Origin of the sequence: Gottfriedia luciferensis, from assembly GCF_001712755.1 — a bacterium.
In the GTDB taxonomy this organism is placed as follows: domain Bacteria; phylum Bacillota; class Bacilli; order Bacillales; family Bacillaceae_G; genus Gottfriedia; species Gottfriedia luciferensis_B.
In genome coordinates this window covers 37,363-61,196 of the sequence record NZ_MDKC01000002.1, presented here as the reverse complement: position 1 = coordinate 61,196, position 23,834 = coordinate 37,363, and the positions used below count along the sequence as shown (strand labels likewise).

Sequence of the window (23,834 nt, the reverse complement as noted above, 5' to 3'; positions counted from 1 at the left end):
CTAGGGTATATTTCAGCGGATTTTTTAATAATTATTCCTCCTACTTAGTTATTAGGTTCCACTCAATATAAATATTAGGGATCCTTTCTATTTATCTATAAAAAGTATATAAGCAATGATCAAAGTAGTCGGAATAATACTGATCCATTTTGGTATGTTGACATTAAATTCATTTAAATTTTTTCTTAATAAGCCATCCAAGAGAGAATAGAGATTTATAGATAAAAACACAACTAATAAAGCAATAATAAAAGAATAATTCTTAAGAAGGAATTTTGTTCCCCAAAAAAGAGAAGGTAAAAAAATTATCTCCAGGATGAATTCAGCTAGATCATTCCTTCTATTATCAAATTTGAAAAGCCATTTCCCATATCTCTTTAATAACGACATTGTCCGAACACCTCTTATGATAGATATTCCCTATTAAGTTTACACTTTCCTTTTAAGACATTAATTAAACTATATCTACTCAAGGTAAAGTAAAAAAATGGCTGTCCTTTATCATTTGAAATAGGACAGCCGTTTTTTTATAAAAAAACTCTTCAACTAATTAATATCTTTCTAATAACTTATACTAAAACTTTAGCGTCAGTATCATTTTTTGAATTTCCTTTTAATTCATGATAAAAATGCGCCTCACTTGCACTCATATAAGGAAACAACCATAAAAACCCAATCCCAATCGATAAAATGCATAAAAGAATCCAACCAATAAAAGAAATGTCTAAACAAAACAATTTCCACTTATATCCATCCATCATTTTTCTACTCTTTGTAATGGCATCATTTGGAGTCAAATGTGGTTCTTCAATAAATATGTATGGGGCCATTCGATATGAATATGATTTTATAATGCCAGGAACAATCAAAAGCAATGTCCAAAGCGTAGAATATAAATAAGTTAAGAAATTTAGTAAAAATGCATTTAAATATAAGTTTAAGTTAGTAAAATAATAAAATATTATTTGTAAGGAATAAGGTTGCTCATCTTCCTTTGTCGCAAATGTAAATAACCGTGTACTCCCAATCGTAATGATTGCCGAAATAAATAGACTATATATAAACGTTACGTAGTCATCCCAGCTAATAAAAAAAGATATGTATTTCGTCAATTCATTTTTTATGGGATTTGGGAAGTATATAGAAAGTCTATTTTCAACTAATGTAGTTAATAGATTCACTATGATCGTATATCCAATAAATTTTTTCCAATTCCCTCTCAAGGTATCCCTTGCTCTTGAGCGTATTTCATCTAGGTACATGAAAACACCTCCTCTCTGATTATGAATATAAAATTCTGCATTTTTCTACAAATCCCTTTTTTAAAACTTTGTCAACTTTTTTACAATTAATTTATCCGCTCAATTTTTCAGCTCAAAAAAACATTCCATAAAAAATGGAATGTTTCTTAAAATCACCGCTTGTTGTCCAGTCAATCCTGATTAGATTGCTACTGTTTGCCAAAAAATCACCTTGCTAGACTCATCTTTATTGACTACATCATCCATTATTAAGCCACTAATTATTTCCATATATTTTTAATCGTTTTAACAGATTTATTTGTTCCTGCATGTTTTAATCCGTAAATATCCTCTATTGTATGTAAAAGATTAAAATGGTTTAAATTTTCGTTATATTGTCCTTTTTTTATCATAGGTCCGACAAAAACAGTAGGAATTTTGTTATTATGTGAAAAGTCATCTTCATCCCACGTTACAATTAACAAACTATTATTCGTTTTTGCCCATTTGACATAAGCACCAATTTGTTTTTTTAACCACAGGTCTCCTTGTTTAATAGTTCCATCGTGCATGTCGTTTTGGAGATTAGGGATTATAAACGAAACAGTTGGAAGTTTACTAAAATTTGTTGGAAATTTTTCTAATGGTTGATTTGCTTTCTTTGAGACATTTGTAAAATTAGCCCATGGATTGTGTTTGCGTGCATAATCTTTGTTGGATTCTCCGTTAAAACCAACTGAAGGCAAATCTTCAGAATAACCGGCAAATGTTAGTTTTTTTTCATTAAGCTCACTTGCTAAATTATCTGCTGAAAATTTTGTTTTTGGTAAAGCATCGTCAGTGACACCTTGATTTGATCCAGAGAACAAGTCCAAATAATTCGGCTGACTAGGGTGTTCAATTGCATGATAGTTAGTTAAGTTGGCACCTTGCTTCATTAGTTTATTAATATAAGGTGCAGAATGGTTTCCCATAATCTGCTGTTTCGCATGATTTTCCTCAATTACGATTACAATGTGATCTATTTTTGGAATGTCCGATTCTGTTTTCGATTTAAAAAGTATACAAGCAATTAAAACAAAACAGATTAAAAAAAGTACTATTACCCGTTTTCTCAACATAACACTACCTTTATTTAGTTATTTTTATTATTTCAATGTAATTAAAGTATCTTTAGCATAATTTCTTCCGTTTTTTCCTTAAAACATTAATTCTCTTTGTCTATGTGATTCCCCTTCTTGGACTTTTCTCTTTCATTTAGTAAATAACGCTGTTTTTCTTTTTGTTATAACGCTTGCCGATGTCTCAATAAAAAAACATCCCATTAGATAAATGGAATGTTTTTCAACAAAATTATTTTTTCAAACCCATTGCTTGTTTAATAGCCTCATAGATATAAGTGTTTTCATATGTTCCTGATAATAGCTCCGCTCCAGCACCAATTGCTGTTAAAGGAACAGATACGCCACCGTGACCACTTGTTGTCCAGTCAATCATGAATTGATTGCTACTGTTTGCCACATTAAATGGTCCGTCTTCTTTAGATATTCCATCGCCAGACTCATCTTTGCTGTCTACATCTTCAATTGATAAGCCGCCACATTCATGGTCTGCTACAACTAGAACAAGAGTGTCAGGGTGGTTCTTTGCGTATTCTTTAGCTACAGTTACTGATTTATCTAGTTCTTGACCAGCTTTGATCACTTTTTCAGCATTGTTCTCATGTGACATTTCGTCTGTGCCTTCTTCTTCTACCATTAAGAAGAAACCTTTTTTATTATCCGATAAAGTATCGATTGCTTTTTTTGTCATGTCAGGAAGAGATACTACTGGATCATAAAGATCACCTTTTCCCTCTTCTCTTTGTTCGAACATTTCTTCATTTGCAAAAAGACCTAACAACTTACCATTTTTCGCTTTTTGAAACTCATTTGCATTCGTTACATAATTGTAACCAAGCTTTTTCGCTTCTTCAACAAGATTTCCTTGTGTTCCTTTACTTTGTTCAGAAGGGTCCTTTGCAGGGTGGTCTTCGTAGCTTCCAGCATTTCCTGCAGGATACCAAAAGTCCTCTCCTCCACCTAATAGAACATCAACTTTACTGTTTTCAAGATACTGCTTAGCAATATCACTTTGTTTTGAACGATCTGTCACATGGGCACCAAATGCAGCTAGCGTTGCATCCGTAATCTGGCTAGTTGTAACTAAACCAGTTGATTTACCAGCTTCTTTCGCCATTTCCAAGACTGTTTTTACTGAATTCTTGTTTGCATCAACACCAATTGCCCCATTATACGTTTTTACCCCAGACGCCATAGCAGTAGCCGCAGCTGCAGAATCTGTTATAGCAGTAGTTGAGCTAGTATGTACCAATCCAGCATAAGGCATATCATCCATTGCTAGTTTACCAGTTTGTCCAACAGTAGCCAGTCGGATCGCCTCACGGTGAGCAGCCCCCATTCCGTCTCCAACAAAGACGATCACATTTTTAGCCTTTCCTTGTTTGTGACTATTATCGGATTCTTTTGCATCTACAAAATGATTAAATCCTAATGTTGTTGCTGTTGCAATTGTTAAAGCAGCACTGATAATCGTTTTCTTGTTCCCCATTAATAACACTCCCTATTGATTATTTTCTTAATTTCAATATAAAGGAAGAGTATTTAGGAACTGTATATATACTGTAAATAAGGTATAATTTGTATGGATATTTTGTAATCTTTGTTAAAGTGGTTTTTTCGATTTTTAATTTGCACATTAACAAGGCCAAATAAAAAAAAGAATCAAATTGTACATTCTTTTCTCTATCAAACTATGATCTTTTAGATTTCTTAATGATTCTATTAAATAGTACAAAAACTGCAACTAGAATAATTAAGACTAAACCAGGAAAAACAAAATTAAGCATTTTAGACCAGCCTTTCAGGTAGTATTTTTAATTATTTCGTTATCGTTCTACTTTTAACCTTTATTTCTATTTTCAATATTTGTTCACATATGATATTAATGTATCTAATTCTTTCTTTGAAAACAATTCGTAAAATAGAGACTGCAAGAGCGGTTTGCACTCTAGCAGTCTCTAATAAGAAAACGATATTTTATTTTTACTTAATCAAATATAATTGGGAGCTCTTTTAAAGATCGAAATCCAATTAGTTTTTGCCATTTTAAGTTTGAAGAGGCTAGCTGTATGTTTTTTTTCCAATCTAAGAGAGTTTTAATCGCAATTTGTGCTTCTAGGCGTGCCAGTGGGGCACCTAAACAAAAATGTGCCCCATTTCCAAAAGAAATATGAGGATTAGGATTTCTCGTAATATCAAATTGATTAGGATTATGAAATTTATGTGGATCTCGATTAGCCGCTCCTAATAGGAGATATATTTGGTCCCCTTTTTTTATAGATGTATTATGAATATCAATATCTTCTGTAGCTACCCGAGCGATCATTTGTGTTGGGCTCTCATATCGTAAACACTCCTCAACAGCCTGGTCAATCAAAAATGAATTTTCTTTAAGTTTCATTAGTTGTTTAGGATGATTTAGTAAAGTAAGAACTGAATTGCTGATAAGATTAATGGTTGTCTCATGACCGGCAATAACCAGTAATATACAGGTTGCTAATAATTCATCGTCTGATAACTTGTCCCCTTGCTGTTCCTCCATAATTAGCTTGCTAATCAAGTCCTCTTTCGGGTTAAGTTTTCGTATTCTAATCAGTTCGTTAAAGTAATCCATTGCTTTTATAGTAATTGCATCCCCGTTTTCTAACACCTTTCCCCTACGAGTAAAATCAATACTTTGAATTAAACTTGTCGCCCATTCTCTAAATTGAAATAAATCCTCTTTTGGTACGCCTATTATTCTCGCAATAACGAGACTTGCTAGAGGAAACGCTAAATCAGAAACTACATCTAGTGATTTCTGATTTTGAAATGGTTGCAATAATTCATTTACCGTTTCTTCGATAGATGGTCGAAGTTGCTCCACTATTTTTGGTGTAAATACGTTACTAACGAGAAAACGCAAACGCCTATGGTCTGATTTGTTTTTAAAAAGCATCATGTCTTTTTGAATATTTTTTAGCTGCTCATATTTTTTTGAGCCCTCTGGCAGTGGGATGCGATTTTTAAATCGTTTATCTTTCAGGATGGTAATTGCTTCCTCATAACCTGTAACATACCAGCCAGGATTTTTAATGAGATTTCCTCGATAGATTGGTTGCATGGACCGAAGTTTCTCATAAAATTGATAAGGGTTTTGAAAAAACTCGGTCGTAAATGAAAATGCTTGGTAATCCGTCTTCATGTCAGTCTCCTTGATCCTATCAAAATTATAAACTCTTTTTTTATTATCCTAATTTAACTTTCATTGGTGATTATTTAACAACAGCTAGGCGAAATGAAAATTAAGAACTATTAAATATAATCGATTTGCCAATATTTCCAGTTACAAAAATAATGATCACTTTATTATGTTCAACTCTTTTCCTATACTTTGAAAACAATCCAATAAATAATCAATTTCTTTCGCGGAATGGTCGGAGGTAACCGTTAACCTTATGCGACTTTCTCCATTTGGTACAGTTGGGGGACGGATCGCAGGGGTGTATATCCCATTTTCCAGAAGCTTTTCAGAAAAAAGCACTGCCTCTTTCGAATCTCCTATGAGAACTGGAATGATTGGAGTAAGATCGCCCTTCACGGTGTGACCCATTTCTTTTAATCTAGCTTTTATTTTTTTTACATTGGAAAATAACTGCTGACGCTTAGTATGACTATCTTCAATGATTTCAAATGCAGCATAGGAAGCTGCACAGATCGCCGGTGGCATAGCTGTTTGAAAAATAAAGGTCCTTGCATGGTTTATCAGAAAGTCAATTAATATGTGTGAACCAGCTACAAACCCTCCTTCGGTGCCAATAGCTTTGCTTAAGGTACCAATAACAACATCGGGATGGATTCCATAGTATTCGCTTGTTCCTCTCCCATTCTTACCTAAAACACCTGTTGCGTGCGCATCATCAACTATGACGTAGGCATCATATCGTTTTGCAAGTGAGATGATCTGATCGAGCGGGGCTATTGTCCCATCCATACTAAAAACACCATCTGTTACGACAAATCGCCTTTGGTAGGATGCCGATTCTTTCAATTTTCCCTCTAGATCAATCATATCAATATGGTTATAGACAACCGTTTTTGCTTTTGAAAGACGACACCCGTCAATAATACTTGCGTGGTTTAATTGATCGCTCAATATAACATCCCCCTTTTCAGGCAAAGATGATAGCACACCAACATTTGCCAAATACCCACTTGAAAAAAGGAGGGCTTTCTCTGTCTGTTTAAATGAGGCAATCTTTTCCTCAAGTTTTTGATGCCAATCTGTATGGCCAGTCGTTAATCTCGAGCCACTGCTCCCAACTCCAAAGTCTCGCAAACACATTTCTGTGGCATGTATTACTTTAGGATCATTTGCAAGGGCTAAATAATTATTTGATGAAAAGACAATTTGCTTTTGACCATCAATCAAAATTTCAGTAAGTGGTGCCGAATTCATTGTTCGTAATTTCCTATATAAACCTGCTGTTTTTCTCGTACTAATTCGTTGGCTTAGCCATGTATCAAGCTTCAACTGTATTCACCTCATTTGTTACCTCAGTAGCATCGTAATCTTTCATTTGTGTGAATGTTAACCATATATGATTATTAAGCTTCTCAAATAGTTCATGTTGCATTTTCTTCCTCCCATTGAACAATGATTGGCAGTTTTTCTAAGTAATCTATGTATGAATCTATATCGCTTCTTCCATCTACGAAGAAGATTCGGCATCCGTGTTCATCACCGTATTCTTTTAGATTTGTGATCCGCTGATAACCTAAGTTTTTACTGGCTACATAACCTGTTGTATATTCAGGATCATCTGACCAGCATAACTCCGAAATAGTCGCTGGATGACTATTCACTTTTGTTGCAAGAACAAGTGCCTCTTTTATCCTTTGACTTCGAGGGATTGTGAAGTAGTTAGCCCATTTTTCAAAATTTGTCGTCAACCAGTCCATTCTAGAAACCCGTACACCCTTTTCATGACGATCATCTATGCGCTCCCCATTCCATATATTGACCAAAATTGCCCCTCTAAGATTTGGATATTCATCTATTAGTTGGAATGCCCTTTCAATGCTCTTTTTTGGAACACCTGATTTCATTAAAAGAGACACGGCTAGTATTTGTCCTTCTTGTACTGATTCAACCTCATTTGTCGCTGTATGCAAAGGTAGCAACTTGGTTATTGTTTCTTCAATTAATTCGAACTGAATTTGCATAAAGTCCGGGTTCCCTCTTGTATGGGTTAAGGCTTTTTCTAGCAGAAAATTAACCGCATTTTTCAAATTGTCGTAAGTTGAAATAAGTTCACCACCAGAAATATGCTTTCCACCATTTTCATGTGCCCCATCCTTGGAAGCTCTCATTCTTACACTAAAAAAGTTTTCATTCCTCAACAGAACTAGTCTCCTAATCTTTTTTTGATAATAACGCTTTTAAATGTTAACCAAATATATTTTTAGGTTAACATTTAATTATGTTAAATTCATCCTAATATATTGTCAATAATTTCAATTCGAAATTTTTAAAAAATAGCTGTGATAAGGAGAGCATTCGAAGCTTATTTGGGGCTTAGACCCAATCATTATTCAGCTCACACCCTACTTATAGAAAAAGGTAGTTTTTTTAATAAAATGTAATTTTGGTGAATAAGTTCGTTGGTTTTTATGAAGTAATTTTCAGGGGAATAAATTTATCTTTTATTTAAAATTCTGAAGTATATGTGTTTTTTTTGCACATAAAAATTAAGGGTTTAATGCTATGTGAGCGCATTCATGTCTACTATCTACTTATTTAAAAGTTAAAATTATATAAAAAAATTGATTAATCTAATCCTCCACCTTTTCAATTCTCTAAAGTTGTTTAAACTTAGAAGTTATAAATGCAATGGCTGATTTTATTACATAAGAAGTCAGTAACAAAAATTAAAATGCGTTGCTTTAAAGCAACGCATTTTTCACATATTATTATCCTTTAACAATTAGCATATTATTTTGATTTCTATCTAAAAAACATTTCATATTTATTCTTTATAAATACTTTTAAACGCTCCATCTTCTCCTTTGAATCTATTAATTCAAACGGAACATATACTTCATTTTTTTTTAGGAGAAAATTTCTCATTTCTTTAATTTCAAAATTTAATATTTTTTGAACTTCTTTTTGATCAGACTTCCCTCTAGTAGATTCTGGATTACCTGGATCTACATGAAGAATTAAGCAATAGTATTTTTTAACTGTAACTTTATATACCTAACATTTTCGCTGGAATATTAATAATTAAGAATCTTGTCCGATAAAAGAAAAACCCTCAACGCATACAACGTCAAGGGTCGATTTAATTAATATACGACATGTATTGCTCAAGCTACCTAAGGTGAACTTGAGTTCAAGAAATCTTTATTAGAACATGATCGGCTATGGTAAGTGATACGATTTAATATGATTCAGCCTCAATAAAGTGACCTCTCCACTTGCTACTTTTAATTCAATGACACCATCTTCCACGCTCTTGAGTACTCCAATTTTCATTGGATCAAGTCCCCCATCAAATACGACAAATTTTCCTTCTTCTTTTTTTAATTGTGTATCAAACAAGCGTGAAAATGACATATTTACATTTTCAGGTAATAGATTGATTTCAGAGTTATAGGGATTGGCATTATAATTGTATGGTGTTAGCCACTTTAAATGTGATAAAGGGATATACAACATTTTAAATACTGGTGAATAAAACACGATATAGTCACTTAATACGTTTATAATATTTCCATGAAATGTGATATTACCTGTAACATAAATCTCTGCAAAGATTCCTTTTGCATTTGATAATATTTTACGATATGAGATCGTTCCAATATCTTCAGCAATTGAAGGTCTTGTAGGCTTGTCTATTTTGTCTTTATAGTTGTTACTAAGACTAACCCTATGAACGTGAAGCCATGGAATATAATAGTATTTTTGTCCGTTGTATAGTACAAGGACGTCTCTACCATAATCTGTTAGTATTCCTTCAAAATAACTACCACCTGATAATTGTACATAAATTTTTTCTCCAACTAATGATTGTACATCACTCACTTGCATCTCCTCTTTCTAATAGATTCAAATTGTTTATTAAGCGAAAACTAATTGCACCCAATAATATAGTAGAAACAGCGTTACGATTGTTGTTAATGGAATGACAATTAATGATACATTTAGATAATCCTTCCATTTAATCTTAATTTTATTTTGTTTTAAGATGTGCATCCAAATTAAGGATGCTAAAGTACCTACTGGAAGTAATAACGACCCAATGTCACTGCCGATAATATTAGCTAGATAAATCGTCTTTAATGTAATTGGATCTAGTCCCATTTCTGTCAGAGTAATAGTTCCAACCATTAATGCTGGATGATTATTAAACAGATTAGATAGAATTGAAACTAAGCCCCCCATGATAAAACTTGCTTGAAATAAGCCTTGATTTACGATTGGTTCACAGTATTTCACTAAAGCTGCAGTTAAACCAGCATTATGGAGACCGTAAATAATCACATACATCGAAAATGCAAAGACTAAAATATGCCAAGGTGTCTTTTTTAAGATATCAACAGGGCTTGTCCGTAAGTGATACCATCTCCAAGCTAATAAGACGAGTGATCCTAATACTGCTACATATTGAATCGGTATTCCAAGAAATGAAGCGACGAATAATAAGCAGCGCATTAGGAAAACGAATCCCAATACCTTTAACATAAAATTTGTTCTTTTTTGTTTTGTTTCTACTGACATTTTCCCTTTTAAAGGATGAAAATTTTTCATAAAAAATGACTCTTCAATATCATCAGTAGACACTGGTAATTGTTTTGGTAGTTTATTTCTTAAAACCATATACATTAGCCATGACATAAAAAGTAATCCTGTACTTGCAGGGACAAACATCATAGCTGTGTGCATATAAAGAGTCATATGAACAATTTTTAATGCGATTAAGTTTACGATATTACTTACACCGATCGGTGCACTTGAAGCTGTGGCAATTAACGCTCCACTAAGAAGATATGGAATTTGTTGATGTGGTTTTAAACGTAAATTTTTTAATAGGAGAATTAAAATCGGAGTTGTAATTAAAATACTGCCATCATTATTAAAGAGTAATGTCATTAAAAAGCATAAAAGCTGGATATACCAGTATAATCTGCGTCCCGAACCTTTTGCTAAACGTGCAAGCCTAGCAGCAGACCAATGGAAAAATCCAAAACTTTCTAAAATAATCGCCATTACAATCGTTGCGATAATTGTAATAGAAGCTTCACCAATTTTGTGAATAATATCGATTAAATTACTTTTTGTTACAATCCCAGTTATTAAAATGATCACTGCTCCAATTGCAGCAGGCCATGCTTCATTTATTCCCTTTGGTCTCCAAAAAATGACCGCCATCGTTAATAGAAAAACAGAAGCACTCATTAGAATTTCGAAATTCATAAAACTCACCTTCTTATAAAATATTTTCCAATGAAACTTGTCCATTTGTTATATTATTATTCAAATATAACAATGATGTTTTAGATGAATTCATTATTTTATGGAAGATGGTTGTTTTACCTATATAATACAAATGTCCCCTAAAGATAAATAACTATAGTGGCAATTGTCCAATAGTTTCTTTAGAAAAATCACAATGAATATCATATTTAATAGGTATTCAACTTACATTTTAAATGATCTGCTCCTATTTATATTTTTTCTAATTAGATAGACTAGAAATGATCTTTCATTCAGATTAATTATATTTAAATAATTTTCACTATAAGAAACCGATAAAAAAGGAAGCTCTAGAATAAGAGCTCCCCTAATTAACAAAATCTGTCTTTAATCTTTCATAAAAGACATGAATTCATTTAAGGCAAATGAACAGACTTAATATGGTTTAATCTTAAATAAACTACTTCCCCATTTGCGACCGATAACTCAATTACACTATTTTCAATCGAATTGAGCAAACCAATTTTCATTGGATCATTCCCACCATCAAAAACAACTAGTTTTCCTTCTTCTTTTTTTAATTGAGATTCAAATGAGCGCACAGGAGATATGTTTGATGGATTAATAGGAAAGTTTGCATTATCAATTGAATAAGGTGTTACATTTTGATGATAAGGTGAGAGCCACTTTAGATGGGATAAAGAGATATACATCATTTTAAAAACGGGTGAATAAAAAACGATGTAATCACTTAAAACACTAGTTATATAGCCATGAAACGTCAAATTACCCGTAACATATATTTCCGAGAAGATCCCTCTCGCATTCGTTAAAACTTTTCTGTAGGAAATTAATTCAATTTCATTTGCAATTGAAGGCTCGTTAGGAGCATCTATCTTATCTTTAATAAGTTGACATAAATGTACTCGATGAACATGAATCCAAGGGATATAATAATACTTTTGACCATTATATAATACAAGTATATCTTGTCCTGCATCAGTTAAAATACCTTCAAAAGCTATATCTCCAGATAGAAGTACAAATACTTGTCGATTTAATAATGAATCTATATAACTCAAATTCTCTCCCCCCTTTTTAATTTAAAATAAAAATATTGTCTTCTTATAAAATGTAAATAATGTTCTACCTAATTCGCACATTTATTTATTTCTACAATTTTACTTTTATTCTATTATTAATAAAGATATGCATTTTAAAAATGGAATTAGTTGATCAAATTTGTGGAAAACATTTAATTTTTACTTGGAATGGAATCGCTAGATCTTACTTTAATTTTGGCTCAGATATAGTAAATTGTTGATTGTCTTATTCAACTAAAGGCAATTTAGTTGCTTAAGATTAATTGGATCTTTTGTGAAAAAAAGTGATAATCCCCAAATCAAAATTAATTTACTTTTGATATAATTTAATTTATAAGCAACTTCATTATGGAGGAATCCAATTGGAAATCTTTATTACTGTAATTGTCCTAGCATTACTTTTTTCATTTTTAAATGAAAGAAAATTTAAGATAAAAGAATTTATCATAAATGTTGTTATCTATTCTGTACTTTATTTTTTAGTCCGTTTTATTGGGAATTATTTACACAAACATGTTCACTTTTCTATACCTCTTGTCGACCGAATCCCTGAAGTGTTTAAAGTTTGGTTCGGGGGATTATTATTTTTTATTTTGTGTTGTGGTTATTCAATTAAGGGTTGGAGGGAATTTAATAAACAAAAAAAGAATGAAATAAAATAACATCCACAATCTTCAACTAACGCAATGCATTAGTTCAAACCAATCAACAGTGCGTAGTTAAAGAGGAATTTAATAAACCGTTTTTTATTCTCAAGGAGGAATTGTAAATGATTTTGGTAAGTTCTTGTTTAGCAGGTTTAGAGGTAAGATATAATGGCACGCATTGTTTAAATAATAAAATAAGTAAACTAGTAGAAGAAAATAAAGCTATTAGAATATGTCCAGAATTACTAGGAGGATTTTCAACCCCCAGAGAGCCTGCTGAAATAATAGGTGGAAACGGAGAAGATGTACTGGATGGAAAGGCTAAAGTAGTTGATAAATCAGGCAAAGATGTTACCCTACTTTACATAAGGGGTGCATATATTACACTCGAAAAAGCTAAAGAAATGAAAGCGACTGTAGTGGTACTTAAGGAGAATAGCCCATCCTGCGGCAGTTCAAAGATTTACAATGGCGATTTTATTGGTAAAAAAATTGATGGGATGGGAGTTACTTCTGCTTTACTTACAAGAAATGGATTTAAAGTAATATCAGAAGAAAAATTCTCTGAAACCTTCTTATAATTCTTCAACAAATTAATTCGTTTCTCTACTAATAAGAGAATATTTTAGAGGGTTAAGCAATGATTCAGTTACTGAGTAAGGAACACGAAGCCGAATCTGATAAGTGGCTACCATGTGGTATTTTTTTATAAAACTTATTGAACTAATGCAGTGCGTTAGTTGTATAATCTCGGTTACAATCCAAAATATAACTAAAATTAAGGTACACTCTTTTTGTAGTGAAAAATTAGTGAAAAGGAGTTTGTAAATGTTAAATTACATATGGTTAGATGACAAATCTCCTATCTTAGACCAACTGCCAAATAGTTTTAAATCCGCAGCCATATTATTTCACCCTTTTATCCAAATGCCTTTGGGATGGGAGAAGAAAAGAAGAAATAACGAATTTGAACATACATATCCAAGTGATGAAGAAATCTTAAAACTTGGTAAACAAGTTAGTTGGATGAGTATAATGCAAGAATGCGATTTAACCAATTTTAGTGAACTAGCGATTGCATTACAAACATCAATTTGTGCATTAAAGGAACAATATGCAAGAGATGATTTAGCCGAGAAATTAAACTCAAATTTAAAACAAGATTGTTTTTATCCGGATGAGGATGATATTTCACTATTTTTTATTAAAGACATAAAAAAAGTATTAGAATCTAAAGGAGCTAAATATTTTAGCTACTCTAATCCGATATTGGACGAAAGTGGTACTTTAGAGATTAAAAAACTTATGTCTTTAGATAACAGTAAATTATCTTTAAAAGAGGTAATAATATCAGATGAAAATATGGATTTTGCATTTATGAGTGTGTTTGATACTTTTATTACGGTATTTATGACCCGTGATGAAAAAACTGATGATATTGTTAAAAATATGGGCTGGGAATCTATAGTATGTGACGACAAAACATATATCGATTGGTATTGGTCAAATATCTATTAGAATTGTGTGGGAACTCTTTTTTATTAGTTGTTATGCAACTAACACAGTGCATTAGTTGAACAACTTAACCGACGATTTATCGGTCCTTTTTTATTGAACAAAATGGCGGTTTAGTTCAATAAAGATTAGGAATAAATGGGATAAATTGCTTTAGAAATTATAAGCAAAATAATTATAAATGAAAGAATAGTCGGAGCTTGTGGATATTATTTTCCTGAGATAAACTTAGGTGGAATTTCTTGGATTTTTACAGACCCTAATTATAAAGGTAAAAAAATTAGTTCGAAGCTTGTTAAACATTGTATAGATAAAATTCAAATGAATAGAAGTATAACAAAAATAGAAGTTCGGACATCACAATTCGCAAATGTTTTCTTTGAAAAAATGGGATTTAGGACACAGTTAGTAAAACAGGATTATTGGGCAAAAGGATATGATTTATATGCCATGACTATGCCTGTTTTAATAAATAACATAACCCTAGAATAGAGTCACGAAAAAAAAGATTTATTTAATAAGTATATAAATGATTCTTCAACTCAGATGTCAAATAATTTAAAAAAGAAAAAGCTTCTATTGGCAATCTATTTAACTTGAAGAACTTTATGATTATGTTGAAAATGATGTGAATTTGAAATGAAGCATACCTCCTACTATTAAAGCTAGAACCAAGATATAATGATGATAGCTGCAACAGTAAGAATGTTACCAATGTATAAGGATTTAACATTAGAAAGCCATAACCCAGAGGAGGAAATACTAATGAAATTTATGATGGTTGTCAAGGCATCAAAAGATTCTGAAGCAGGGACAATGCCAAAGGAGCAGATGGATCAAATGTTTGCTGAGATGAAGAAATATAATGAAGAATTGAAGAATACTGGAGTTCTGGTGTCTGTCGGTGGACTCCATCCAAGCTCAAATGGTATTCGTATTACTTACCCTATTCCCGGAGAACCACCGACCATTACAGAAGGGCCTTTCGCTGAAGTCAATGAGTTGATTGCAGGATACTGGTTCATAGATGTGAAATCTCGCGAGGAAGCCATCAAGTGGGCGATGCGCGCGCCAGATCCACATGGTCTTGGAGAAGGACAGATTGAGCTACGTCAAGTATTCGAGTAAACTGATAGACTAAACATTGGATTAACAAAGATTTATAAGAAGTAATTCTAATTAAGAAGCATCAGAACAAAAAATAGAATTTAAAAACAATAAAAAAAGTAACCCTTCGTACCAACTGGAACGAAGGGTTACTTCTTTTTACAAAATACCTATTTAATTTAATACCTTTTAATCTTAATACACATCACGTTGATAACGCCCTTGCTTCTGCATATCTTTAAGATGTGCTTCAGCTGCCTCGCGATCCATTGAACCTTCTTTTTCAAGAATCGTAATAAGCGCTTCGTTAACGTCTTTTGCCATATATTCTTTATCTCCACAAACGTAGAAATAAGCTCCTTTTTCAATCCACTCATACAATTCTTTGCTATTTTCAAGCATTTTATGTTGAACATAAACTTTTTGATCTGTATCACGTGAGAATGCAGTATCAATTTTTGTCAATACTCCATCTTGTTGATATTTTTCTAACTCGCTTTTATAAAGGAAATCTGACGCTTCATGCTGGTCTCCAAAAAATAACCATGAACGGCCAGTGACTTTATTGACTGCTCTTTCCTGGATAAACGAACGGAATGGTGCAATACCCGTTCCAGGTCCAACCATAATAATATCTTTGTCCCCAGACTCTGGCAAATAGAAGTGTTTATTTGCTTGAACATAGACTGGAAGAGTATCTCCTTCTTTAATACGTTCTGAACATAAAACAGAACAAACGCCTTTTCGTTCGCGTCCATGTGCAGTGTAGCGTACAGCACCGATTGTTAGATGAACTTCATCTGGATTTGCAGCAATACTGCTTGCGATTGAATATAGTCGCGGAGTCATTTTTCTTAATAATGAAACGATCTCTTGAGCAGATGCACTCCATGGACCAAAATCACGTAACATATCAAGTAGATCTCGTCCATAGCAATATTCCTTTAGTTGAGTTGCGTTTTCAACCAACACAAGGTTTTTCAAATCTTCGTTTTCTGTAAATACAGCAGCCTGTTGTAATATTTTCTTCGTTATCAGTGTAATTTCAAAATAAGATGTAAGCGCTTCTTTTAAAGATAGTGTTTCACCTTGCTTACCAACAGTTACAATTGCTTCTTCATCCCATTTCATTTCATTTATAAGAGCAGTAACTAGCTCCGGGTCATTTGAAGGAACAACGCCAAGTGCAGCACCTGGGACATAAGTAAATCCTGACCCTTTCAATGATAATTCAATATGCCTTGTTTCCTTGTTTGAGTCTGTTCCATTTAAATTAATATTTTTGAGAACCTCCGCTGGAAATGGATTAGTCCTTGAATATGGTAGTTTGTCATTTGTAGTATCATTTAAAGTAGATTTCATTACTCGTAACCTCCAAGAATTGTTATATAACTAAGATAACATAGAAGTGGGAAATAATGTATTAACATCTACTACTTTTTTACCTTTTTTTGTGCTTTTGTTTAGCCACGTGTCCCGAAACCTTACTGATTCTCCTCTTGTCCACTGCTTATACAGGGAATTTTTAGATAATATACTGAAAACTGTAGAGGATAAATAAAATATTAGTAGTATCTAATCTATAGCAGTTACTAATCATTGGGAGGAAAAAACTCATGAAGAGTTTTACGAAGCAAGAAAATAGTTGGATTTTCTACGATTGGGCCAATTCAGCTTATTCTATTATTATTAGCACTGCCGTATTCCCTCTTTTTTATAAAGCTTCTGCTTCAAAAGCTGGAATAAGTGCTTCTGATTCTACTGCTTATTTAGGTTATACGATCGCAATTTCTACATTCATCTTAGCTATGTTAGGTCCAATCCTTGGAACAATTGCCGACTATAAAGGATTTAAAAAGAAGCTATTTTCTTTCTTTTTTACTCTCGGTGTTTCTTTTACTGCACTACTTACATTTATTCCTAATGATAACTGGCTCTTACTTTTGATTTGTTATACGATTACAGCTGTTGGCTTTGCTGGTGCGAATGTATTTTATGACGCTTTTTTAGTAGATGTAACGTCAGAAGAACGGATGAATAAGGTATCCGCTCGAGGCTTTAGTCTAGGATATATTGGTAGCACAATCCCATTTATCATTAGTATAGCTTTAATCGTATTAGCTCAAAAGGAGCTAGTTTCAATTTCAACAACTCGCGCAAGTCAAATTGCCTTTCTCATAACCGCTGTCTGGTGGGGCATTTTTACAATTCCTTTGTTTCGAAACGTTCGTCAAAATTTTTTTATTGAACCAGAACAAAATCCTGTATTAAATAGCTTTAAGAGGCTAGGAAAGACCTTTAAAAATATCCGACAATATCGTGCTTTATTTATATTTTTACTTGCATATTTCTTTTATATTGATGGCGTTGGAACGATTATTACAATGTCAACAGCTTACGGAACTGACCTTGGAATCAGTTCAACCAATCTATTAATTATTTTGTTTGTCACACAGGTTGTCGCTGCTCCATTTGCAATTATTTACGGAAAACTTGCAGATAAGTTTTCAGGTAAAATCATGCTTTATGTTGGAATCATTATTTATATGATTGTTTGTATATATGCTTACTTTTTAAATTCCACTTTAGACTTTTGGATTTTAGCTATGCTTGTTGCCACATCTCAAGGTGGAATCCAAGCTTTAAGTCGTTCATACTACGCAAAACTTGTACCTAAAGAAAAATCAAATGAGTTTTTTGGCTTCTATAATATTTTCGGTAAATTTGCATCGATCATGGGACCATTAATAGTCGGCTTGACAGCTCAACTTACAGGTCATTCTAATATGGGCGTATTTAGTCTAATTATTCTATTTGTTATTGGTATATTCTTTTTAACTCGTGTTTCTGAACCTAATAATACTGAAGTAGCGAAAACTACAAATTACTAAAAAGAGATAGAAGGTTGTCCTAAGGGGCCGTGTAAATGTTCAAACTTATGAAAGATAAGCCAGATTAGCAAAGTTTTCTTCCTTAATACACTAAAACATCAGGCCAGTTTTACATGCTGTTAAAGAAAAGATTGAAAAAGAGAGTGTTTACTAATTAACACTCTCTTCTTTCAATCTAACTTCGATGTTCAACTAAGTCAATTGCACCTAATACAATATGGGCTAGTCCAAAACCAAAAACTGTATTTGCAATCATTTTATTGGTTCCTCGTTTTTGTTTTAAAGCATAACCAGTAGCTGTTACAGCAGAACCTAAAACTGTTGGAATTAAACCTTCACGAATATTCATATAAGTTTACCCCCACATCGAAGTTTATGATGTAATTTACACCATAATTTTAGTATCGACTATAATAATTCTATGTATGTAAGATTTCAAATAGCAACATGAATAAATCCAATTAGGTAATGACTTAAGATTTCATAAAATTGAAGTCCATTACTATTTTACTCTTACAAGGTTATAATTTTAAGAAGAAAAAACCTATCTTACCACAAGGATTAAGATAGGTTTAATTTACAATATGAACATAATTCTTTATAGGCTCATAATTTTTAAACAGTTCAAACTTGCATTATCGTCTTGTTTATTTTATAACACTATTCCATTTTTGCTAAATTACTTTAATTTATTTGCTTCAAAAAGATTTATTTGAATTGGCGCTGTAAGGTAATCTTTTGCTTTTTCAGCAAACGCTGTAAAATGAGCACTTGTATTATGTGCAGTAACAGCATTTACATCTTTCCAAATTTCGAGCATGATGAATTCATTTTCTCTATCCGTTTGTTTTGTCAAATCGTATGAAATATTACCTTCTTCTGCTCTTGATAATTCTAATAGTGAAGTCATTTCCTCTAAAAATTTAGCTTCTTTTGTTGAATCAATTGTCATTTTCGCATGAATAATAATCATAATATTTACCTTCTTTTCATTGTGTTTTTTTATATTATTTTTTATTTCCACTCTGCTACACGTTCAACTGGTAAACGAACAGAATTGTATCCTGCATCAACAGCTTTACCTATTGATATCAACATAACAGGAACATATCGGTCTTTATCCATACCGAATGCTTCTGCAATTTTGTCTTTTTCGAAGCCACCGATTGGACAAGTATCATAACCATAAGCACGAGCAGTTAGCATAAATTGCATTGCTACCAATCCACCATCAATTAAAACAGTATCTTTCATTTGCTCTGTAGTACTGTTTGCAAAGAAACCACTAAGTGTTTCTAGTTGCTTCTCTTTAACGTCTGCTGGCATATAACCTAATTCAACTGCACGACCATATATTTCTTCAGCATAGTCAAAATTATTTAAGTCCCCAAATAGTGCAATCATCGCAGAAGAAGTTTCAACTTGTGATTGATTAAATCGTGCTAATGGAGCTAATGTAGCTTTTGCTTCATCACTTTCAATTACTAAGAATCTCCACGGTTGCATGTTTACTGAAGAAGGAGCTAAAGTAGCTGTTTCTATTATTTCATGCATTTCCTCCACTGGGATTTTAACATTTGGATCATATTTGCGGATTGAGCGTCTTCCTTTTAAAATTTCGTTAAAATTATTAGTTAATGTTGTCGTAGTCATTGTTGTATTCTCCTCTTTACTAATTTTTTTCGTATTATTTAGTTTCTCGATCAGAATTAATTCGGTTCATATTTATTTGTATACGGTTTAAATATTCAAGCGTTAAGTCAATTTCTTTTTCGGAAAAGCCAATAAGCATGTTCTCTACAAACTCTACTTTTTCCTTCCATAAACTAGACATTTGATCTTGTCCCATTTGTGTTAATCTAACTAACGTTATTCTGTTATCAGTCTCACATTTTCTTCTAGTGATCTTTCCATTTAACTCAAGTTGTTTTAAATGTCTAGTAATTGCAGCACTATCAATCTTTAATGTTTTTTGAAGCTGAGATTGACTAATTTCACCGTACTCAAACAATTGATTCAAAATTTCTAATCGTGATTGACTAATCCCCATACATTTTTCAAATGTTATTTCAATTTGAACTTTTAATTCTTTTAATAATGATAGTACTTTTGTTTCTTTTGTATTAGGCACGCGTTACCTCCCAAAAAATATGATGAAATTTTATTAACAGTTAATAAGCATTGAGCTATCAATAATTGACGGGTCAACCATTGATATGTCAATTAATATACACCTTAGTTCTACATGAATCAAGTACAAAATCAAAATTTTATTTTGTTATAAATTTCAGATGATTCAATTTCATTTCTTTTTGATTGTTTTCCAACCCTACGATATTTAGAAGGAAACTAATAAATTCACCATCCTTAGTTACTTGTTTCCTTCTTGATAATTTTTTTAGCATTAAGTAAATCGATATTTATAATTTAATTAGTAAAGAAAAATTTTATTTTTATTAATTTAAACGGTAAATAGAAAAAGCTAAATATGTAGCAAAAGTAGTCCAAATAGCATAAGGAATTAATAGTACTGAGGCTACTATGGAATAAGGTAACGTAAATAGAATGATTAATACTGCTGTAGCTGCTACAATTAAACAATCAACGGCTGCTAAATCAAGTCTCTTTCTTTTAAATTGAAAATAACTAAATGCCTGGTTACTTATATAATTTATTAACCAGATAAGTAAAAAAGTGAAAGGAGTATTCATTAGACCTACCTTGTAATTTACAATTGCTAGTGACAGTGCAATTAATAGATAGAGCACACCCCACACGATTCCAAATAATTTACTAGGGGAGTCCATACAGGTTTTTTTAACATGGTATACCATTTAAGATCAATTGGAAATAATAATCCAGACAATGCAAATAACATTAACGTTAAAATAAATATCAATATTGAACTCAAATCACTTCCCCCCAACACTTGTTTTCTTTATTATTTAGTCTGTTTAATTTTATTTTTTAGTATAGACTTTGCCAAGGTAATGATTTTAAAACAAAAAAAGAGTACTTTTTTAAAGATACTCTTTTAAGGATTTAGCTTTTTATTATAAATTCTTATCTTTACTAGCTCTCTCAAGCATTTTGCTTTAAATTTTTCGATATATGGTAGAATAAGAAAAAATTTGCGTGAATATTGAGATTAAAACAGTGATAAATTCTTAACGTATTTCTACATTTATAGGATTAATATCTAACGAAACGTTTACTACACTATAATCATCTTTTTGACCATCCTTATACGTCCAGTACCCATTCGTTTCAGCTGTTTTTCTAAATGATAGTTCAAATCCTTTATCATCATTAAAACTATAGCTATGTACTTCTTTTGTTTGATCATTATCAACTAAATTATATGCTAAGAAATTTTTTAATAACACATGAGGAGAAAATACTCCTGTGTAAGGGGCTACTTTTGAGTCATAATATTCAAATCCTTTTGTTGATGACTTTAAGTTACTTATGCTTACCTCATTTGTTAATAAATTAACATGATCTCCAGGTGAAATAACTGAAACAATAACATTTTTATACTTATTTGGCATATTTTTACTTGCTTTTACTTTCGATAAATCAATAACTGTTAATCCTCCACGACCAACTACATCGACTTGATGTTTTTGGTTATTTACAATCATAGCCGTGTCTTCATCAACGCCATATGCTAGTTGATTTTTCTTTCCTTTTTCATTTGCTGTCACTATTAAACGTCCTAATCTAGCTTTCTTATCAAAATGCTGATCGACAATTCCATCTTGAAAGAAATTCAATCCTTTTTCTAAGTAAACTGGTCCACCTTCCTGTTGTTCCATATCATTATAAGACTTTGTAAATCCATATCTCAAAGCCCCATAACTGTCTCCTCCAGCTATCATCGTATTGCTCATAATAGCTGCACCTGCACTTGTTCCACCTATAACAGCACCATTTTCGTAAATCTTCCATATAGCATCTAAAACTTTTGAATTTGAACCATTTTCATTTAATAATGATGAAGTAATTAAAGTCTGGTCTCCACCAACAAACCAAATACAATTTAATTTACTAATCTTTTTAACCAACTGATCATCATTCATATTGTTAATCCATTGCTTTTCGTCTTCTGGAGTACCTTTAAAATCATGATTAGATATTGGCAGAATCTCAATAGAATCTTTTTTAACTCCGTATTTAATTAAATCTTTTGTAAAATCATTCGAAGAAGTCAGTTTTGTACTCGCTGCAGGGATGATTCCTACTTTTGCATTTTCAGGTCCTCCTGCAAGTTCAATCAATTTATTATAAACTGCACTATTACTGCTTCCCAACGCTCCACCGACAATGACTAAATTCCCTTTTATAGGTCCTTCGCTTGTATGATTGGAAACATTAAAATCTGATTTCTTAAAGTCAATTTCCGAATCTTGTTCACTAAATCCAAATTTTCTAGGATGAATATCCATTGTTACATTTTGAATAGAATAATCATCTTTTTGTCCGTCAGTATACTTCCAATAACCATTTGTATCCTTTGATTTACGAAAAACTATTTCGTACCCTTTGCCTTCTTTATCATATAGATATGATTTTATTACCTGCGTCGATTCGTTATCAACAAGCGAGTAAGCTAAATAATCTTTTAACTTTCCATAAGGAGTCAGTAACCCGGTATTTGGTAATGCTTGAAAAGAGTAATACTCATATCCTTTTGTTTCATATTTATCTTTAGAAAAATCAATCGCATTAGAATCAAAATGGATCTTGTCACCTTGAGCTAAGTAGTTAATTTTAATATTTTCTAAATTCCCATTTCTTTTTGCTTCATTTACATCGATCACTGATACACCACTACGCCCTATAACTTCTATTGTTTTTTCTTTGTTGCTTACAACCATTGCAGTGTCTTCGTCAATTCCATAAGCAAGATTTCCATCATTTTGATACTGGATTGCTGTAATTGCTAATCTAGCAAAGCGAGCTCTTTCATCCATATGCTGATCAACTATACCTTTTTGAAAGAAACCTAGTCCTTTTTCAACTGACAGAGGTTCATACTCTTTTCCCTTTCCTTGATTTTGATTTTGATTTTTTTCATAATATCCTTTTAATGCACCAAGGCTATCTCCGCCTGTTATCATCGTGTTGCTCATAATTGCAGCTCCAGCGCTCGTCCCACCAATAACTGCACCATTTCGATAGATATCCCAGATTTCTTGTAAGACTATTGAATCTTTACCTTCTGATCGTAATGTATCGACTATACGTTGTTGGTCTCCACCTACGAACCAAATAGCAGTCAGCCCTCTTATTTGCTTTGCAATTTCTGAACGATTCGCATTATCCTTCCAATTAGACTCATTTTCATCTGTATCAGAAAAATCATGATTTGATAAAGGTAAAATCTCTACTGATTCTGGACTTACACCATAATTTATTAAATCATGTTCAAAATCTAAAGAAGATTTTAATTTACCGCTAGCAGCAGGAATAATGCCGATTTTCGCCTTTTTAGATCCGGCCAATTCAATAAATTTTTCATACACTACTTTATTCGAAGAACCTAACCCACCGCCAACAATGACAAGGTTTCCTTGAATATCTTCTTGTGAACTTTGAGCTCTTACGTAAGATAACCCTGATACTGAAAACGTTAAAATAAAACTAACCAAAAATGTAATAATTTTTTTTCTCATACCTTAACCCCTTTACTTATTTTTTAGCTTACTTCTGAATACAAGCAAGTTTTATACCAAAAATAAGTAGATT

Annotated in this window: 22 protein-coding genes and 1 pseudogene; 6 read left to right on the top strand and 17 right to left on the bottom strand. The window is 32.2% G+C overall.

Translation table 11 applies throughout. From position 1 onward, the window contains the following. Positions 1-87: 87 nt before the first annotated feature. The 10 genes from BED47_RS02840 to BED47_RS02795 all read right to left on the bottom strand — a co-directional run bounded on the left by BED47_RS02840 (position 88) and on the right by BED47_RS02795 (position 11,902). Positions 88-390, bottom strand: a complete 303-nt coding sequence (locus BED47_RS02840; protein ID WP_069032318.1) for a hypothetical protein — start codon at positions 388-390, stop codon at positions 88-90. 179 nt (positions 391-569) lie between these two features. Then, on the bottom strand, positions 570-1,262 hold the full coding sequence (locus tag BED47_RS02835; protein ID WP_069032317.1) for a DUF975 family protein: 693 nt from the start codon (positions 1,260-1,262) through the stop codon (positions 570-572). Between the two features lie 260 nt (positions 1,263-1,522). Continuing rightward, positions 1,523-2,362, bottom strand: coding sequence for an alkaline phosphatase family protein (locus tag BED47_RS02830; RefSeq protein WP_084006739.1), 840 nt, complete (start codon positions 2,360-2,362; stop codon positions 1,523-1,525). 232 nt (positions 2,363-2,594) lie between these two features. After that, a complete protein-coding gene (locus tag BED47_RS02825) occupies positions 2,595-3,851 on the bottom strand; it encodes an alkaline phosphatase (protein WP_069032315.1) in 1,257 nt (418 codons plus the stop codon). Between the two features lie 498 nt (positions 3,852-4,349). Beyond that, positions 4,350-5,546 (bottom strand): cytochrome P450, encoded by a 1,197-nt coding sequence (locus tag BED47_RS02820; RefSeq protein ID WP_069032314.1) that lies wholly within the window; start codon positions 5,544-5,546, stop codon positions 4,350-4,352. Positions 5,547-5,702: 156 nt separating this feature from the next. Then, the gene (gene bioF, locus BED47_RS02815; protein ID WP_069032313.1) at positions 5,703-6,875 is read right to left on the bottom strand and encodes an 8-amino-7-oxononanoate synthase; all 1,173 of its coding nucleotides are present in this window, start codon (positions 6,873-6,875) and stop codon (positions 5,703-5,705) included. A gap of 92 nt (positions 6,876-6,967) precedes the next feature. Then, positions 6,968-7,744: a 6-carboxyhexanoate--CoA ligase gene (gene bioW, locus BED47_RS02810; protein ID WP_069032312.1), complete on the bottom strand. Its 777-nt coding sequence runs from the start codon at positions 7,742-7,744 to the stop codon at positions 6,968-6,970. A gap of 1,021 nt (positions 7,745-8,765) precedes the next feature. Then, positions 8,766-9,428 carry a hypothetical protein gene (locus tag BED47_RS02805; RefSeq protein ID WP_069032311.1) on the bottom strand — a complete coding sequence of 221 codons (663 nt, stop codon included), beginning with the start codon at positions 9,426-9,428 and terminating at the stop codon, positions 8,766-8,768. Positions 9,429-9,464: 36 nt separating this feature from the next. Beyond that, on the bottom strand, positions 9,465-10,820 hold the full coding sequence (locus BED47_RS02800; RefSeq protein ID WP_069032310.1) for an arsenic transporter: 1,356 nt from the start codon (positions 10,818-10,820) through the stop codon (positions 9,465-9,467). A 416-nt stretch (positions 10,821-11,236) separates the two neighbouring features. Then, complete coding sequence (locus tag BED47_RS02795) at positions 11,237-11,902, bottom strand: DUF2642 domain-containing protein (protein ID WP_069032309.1); 666 nt, start codon at positions 11,900-11,902, stop codon at positions 11,237-11,239. A 383-nt stretch (positions 11,903-12,285) separates the two neighbouring features. Here BED47_RS02795 and BED47_RS02790 point away from each other — a divergent pair, with 383 nt between their 5' ends. The 5 genes from BED47_RS02790 (at position 12,286) to BED47_RS02775 (ending at position 15,213) form a co-directional block, all read left to right on the top strand. After that, positions 12,286-12,585, top strand: a complete 300-nt coding sequence (locus BED47_RS02790) for a hypothetical protein (RefSeq protein WP_069032308.1) — start codon at positions 12,286-12,288, stop codon at positions 12,583-12,585. Positions 12,586-12,692: 107 nt separating this feature from the next. After that, a complete protein-coding gene (locus BED47_RS02785) occupies positions 12,693-13,151 on the top strand; it encodes a DUF523 domain-containing protein (RefSeq protein WP_069032307.1) in 459 nt (152 codons plus the stop codon). A 247-nt stretch (positions 13,152-13,398) separates the two neighbouring features. Then, a complete protein-coding gene (locus BED47_RS02780) occupies positions 13,399-14,088 on the top strand; it encodes a DUF2711 family protein (RefSeq protein ID WP_069032306.1) in 690 nt (229 codons plus the stop codon). 144 nt (positions 14,089-14,232) lie between these two features. Next, positions 14,233-14,577 (top strand): GNAT family N-acetyltransferase, encoded by a 345-nt coding sequence (locus tag BED47_RS24490; protein WP_084006738.1) that lies wholly within the window; start codon positions 14,233-14,235, stop codon positions 14,575-14,577. Between the two features lie 273 nt (positions 14,578-14,850). Then, positions 14,851-15,213, top strand: a complete 363-nt coding sequence (locus BED47_RS02775; RefSeq protein ID WP_069032305.1) for a YciI family protein — start codon at positions 14,851-14,853, stop codon at positions 15,211-15,213. A 174-nt stretch (positions 15,214-15,387) separates the two neighbouring features. On the opposite strand, the gene BED47_RS02770 is transcribed toward BED47_RS02775, so the two are convergent. Further along, entirely contained in the window at positions 15,388-16,554 is a 1,167-nt protein-coding gene (locus BED47_RS02770) for a sulfite reductase subunit alpha (protein ID WP_069032304.1), read from the bottom strand. A gap of 254 nt (positions 16,555-16,808) precedes the next feature. Between BED47_RS02770 and BED47_RS02765 the strand changes: the two genes are divergently transcribed. Further along, a complete protein-coding gene (locus tag BED47_RS02765; RefSeq protein WP_069032303.1) occupies positions 16,809-18,083 on the top strand; it encodes an MFS transporter in 1,275 nt (424 codons plus the stop codon). Positions 18,084-18,258: 175 nt separating this feature from the next. Here the strand turns inward: BED47_RS02765 and BED47_RS02760 are convergent, their stop codons facing one another. The 6 genes and pseudogenes from BED47_RS02760 to BED47_RS02735 all read right to left on the bottom strand — a co-directional run bounded on the left by BED47_RS02760 (position 18,259) and on the right by BED47_RS02735 (position 23,761). Continuing rightward, a complete protein-coding gene (locus BED47_RS02760) occupies positions 18,259-18,432 on the bottom strand; it encodes a hypothetical protein (RefSeq protein ID WP_025671792.1) in 174 nt (57 codons plus the stop codon). 330 nt (positions 18,433-18,762) lie between these two features. Next, positions 18,763-19,056 carry a putative quinol monooxygenase gene (locus BED47_RS02755; RefSeq protein WP_069032302.1) on the bottom strand — a complete coding sequence of 98 codons (294 nt, stop codon included), beginning with the start codon at positions 19,054-19,056 and terminating at the stop codon, positions 18,763-18,765. 41 nt (positions 19,057-19,097) lie between these two features. Beyond that, positions 19,098-19,736, bottom strand: coding sequence for a nitroreductase family protein (locus tag BED47_RS02750; protein ID WP_069032301.1), 639 nt, complete (start codon positions 19,734-19,736; stop codon positions 19,098-19,100). Positions 19,737-19,770: 34 nt separating this feature from the next. Then, entirely contained in the window at positions 19,771-20,214 is a 444-nt protein-coding gene (locus tag BED47_RS02745) for a MarR family winged helix-turn-helix transcriptional regulator (protein WP_069032300.1), read from the bottom strand. 325 nt (positions 20,215-20,539) lie between these two features. Further along, positions 20,540-20,961 (bottom strand): annotated as a pseudogene (locus tag BED47_RS02740) (TspO/MBR family protein). Positions 20,962-21,250: 289 nt separating this feature from the next. After that, entirely contained in the window at positions 21,251-23,761 is a 2,511-nt protein-coding gene (locus BED47_RS02735; protein WP_069032299.1) for a cyanophycinase, read from the bottom strand. Positions 23,762-23,834: the final 73 nt, after the last annotated feature.

What these genes read in the sequence shown, in the direction of transcription:
- BED47_RS02760 (WP_025671792.1), bottom strand. Translation starts at nt 18,432, where the DNA reads ATGAATATTCGTGAAGGTTTAATTCCAACAGTTTTAGGTTCTGCTGTA.
- BED47_RS02735 (WP_069032299.1), bottom strand. Translation starts at nt 23,761, where the DNA reads ATGAGAAAAAAAATTATTACATTTTTGGTTAGTTTTATTTTAACGTTT.
- BED47_RS02770 (WP_069032304.1), bottom strand. Translation starts at nt 16,554, where the DNA reads ATGAAATCTACTTTAAATGATACTACAAATGACAAACTACCATATTCA.
- BED47_RS02840 (WP_069032318.1), bottom strand. Translation starts at nt 390, where the DNA reads ATGTCGTTATTAAAGAGATATGGGAAATGGCTTTTCAAATTTGATAAT.
- BED47_RS02765 (WP_069032303.1), top strand. Translation starts at nt 16,809, where the DNA reads ATGAAGAGTTTTACGAAGCAAGAAAATAGTTGGATTTTCTACGATTGG.
- BED47_RS02820 (WP_069032314.1), bottom strand. Translation starts at nt 5,546, where the DNA reads ATGAAGACGGATTACCAAGCATTTTCATTTACGACCGAGTTTTTTCAA.
- BED47_RS02835 (WP_069032317.1), bottom strand. Translation starts at nt 1,262, where the DNA reads ATGTACCTAGATGAAATACGCTCAAGAGCAAGGGATACCTTGAGAGGG.
- BED47_RS02780 (WP_069032306.1), top strand. Translation starts at nt 13,399, where the DNA reads ATGTTAAATTACATATGGTTAGATGACAAATCTCCTATCTTAGACCAA.
- BED47_RS02825 (WP_069032315.1), bottom strand. Translation starts at nt 3,851, where the DNA reads ATGGGGAACAAGAAAACGATTATCAGTGCTGCTTTAACAATTGCAACA.
- BED47_RS02755 (WP_069032302.1), bottom strand. Translation starts at nt 19,056, where the DNA reads ATGATTATTATTCATGCGAAAATGACAATTGATTCAACAAAAGAAGCT.
- BED47_RS02775 (WP_069032305.1), top strand. Translation starts at nt 14,851, where the DNA reads ATGAAATTTATGATGGTTGTCAAGGCATCAAAAGATTCTGAAGCAGGG.
- BED47_RS02785 (WP_069032307.1), top strand. Translation starts at nt 12,693, where the DNA reads ATGATTTTGGTAAGTTCTTGTTTAGCAGGTTTAGAGGTAAGATATAAT.
- BED47_RS02800 (WP_069032310.1), bottom strand. Translation starts at nt 10,820, where the DNA reads ATGAATTTCGAAATTCTAATGAGTGCTTCTGTTTTTCTATTAACGATG.
- BED47_RS02750 (WP_069032301.1), bottom strand. Translation starts at nt 19,736, where the DNA reads ATGACTACGACAACATTAACTAATAATTTTAACGAAATTTTAAAAGGA.
- BED47_RS02830 (WP_084006739.1), bottom strand. Translation starts at nt 2,362, where the DNA reads ATGTTGAGAAAACGGGTAATAGTACTTTTTTTAATCTGTTTTGTTTTA.